The following is a 1,178-nucleotide window of genomic DNA, read 5'->3' on the forward strand; positions in this document are numbered from 1 at the left end:
GCTAGTGTTCCGAGTCTGACAGATCCTACCTGTTTCCTCTGATTTCATCGAGTTTGTTGATCGCACGGCGTTCGCGGGTGAGGATATTTTCGGCGGTTTTGGTCCACCTGAAGGGCGTGGGTGCCTCGTTATGCCGGGCGAGGTAGTCGTAGATCGCAGTCTCGAGATCATCGACGCTGGTGTAACTGCCGCGTCGGATGCGCTTTGCAGTGATTTCGGCGAAAAAGCGCTCCACGAGGTTCAGCCATGAGGCGCTGGTGGGGGTGAAATGCAGCTTGAAGCGGAGATGCTTTTCCAGCCATGCCTTCACCTCGGGCGTCTTGTGGGTGGCGTAGTTGTCGAGCACCAAATGCACGTCGCGCCGCGGGGGCACGGCCTTGTCGATCTGCCGCAGAAATTTCAGGAACTCCTTGGCCCTGTGCCGCAGCATGCAGTCTCCGATCACCTTGCCGGACTTCACATCCAGCGCGGCGAAGAGCGTGGTCGTGCCGTGGCGCTTGTAATCGTGGGTCATGGTGGCGGCGCGCCCCTTCTTGAGCGGGAGCCCGGGCTGCGTCCGATCCAGCGCCTGGATCTGCGACTTTTCATCGACACACAGAACCACAGCCCGATCCGGTGGATCGAGGTAGAGACCGACGATATCCGTGATCTTTTCCTCGAACAGCGGATCATTGGAGACTTTGAAGCCCTTCGTGAGATGTGGTTTCAAGCCAGCTTCCGCCCATATGCGACCGACGCTCGACGGTGAGATGCCCATAGCCTCGGCCATCAGCGTGCGGCTCCAATGGGTGGCATTGGGCGGCACCTCCTGAACCGTCTTGGCGATGACCTTCAGTCTTGTTTCCATCGGCAATGGCGGCACCCGCGAGGGGCGTGTCTTGTCGCGTTTGAGGCCTTCTACACCTTCATCCAGATACCGCTGTTGCCAGCGCCAGACCGTCGGCTTCGACGTCCCCGCACGGCGCATAATCTCAAACGTGCCGTGACCGTCCGCCGTCGCAACCACGATCTCGGCACGCCACGCAAGCTTGCGCGCCGTGTTGCGGTTGGTGATCAGAGCTTGAAGCTCGGCGCGGTCAGCGGGGCCAAGGTAAAGGCAGATATCGGTGCGTCTCATGTGATGAGTATGACACACTTTGCCAACCTTGGGAATCTTCTGTCAGGTGAAGAACACTAGG

1 protein-coding gene is annotated in these 1,178 nt (G+C 59.5%); it reads right to left on the reverse strand.

Annotation, left to right across the window (positions count from 1 at the left end):
- Nucleotides 1-25: 25 nt before the first annotated feature.
- Nucleotides 26-1,117 (reverse strand): IS630 family transposase, encoded by a 1,092-nt coding sequence (locus tag THS27_RS26250; protein ID WP_085595957.1) that lies wholly within the window; start codon nt 1,115-1,117, stop codon nt 26-28.
- Nucleotides 1,118-1,178: the final 61 nt, after the last annotated feature.

Origin of the sequence: Thalassospira sp. MCCC 1A01428 (genome assembly GCF_002115825.1) — a bacterium.
GTDB lineage: Bacteria > Pseudomonadota > Alphaproteobacteria > Rhodospirillales > Thalassospiraceae > Thalassospira.

Excerpts from the sequence above, each read along its gene's own strand:
- THS27_RS26250 (WP_085595957.1), bottom strand. The coding sequence starts at position 1,117 with ATGAGACGCACCGATATCTGCCTTTACCTTGGCCCCGCTGACCGCGCC.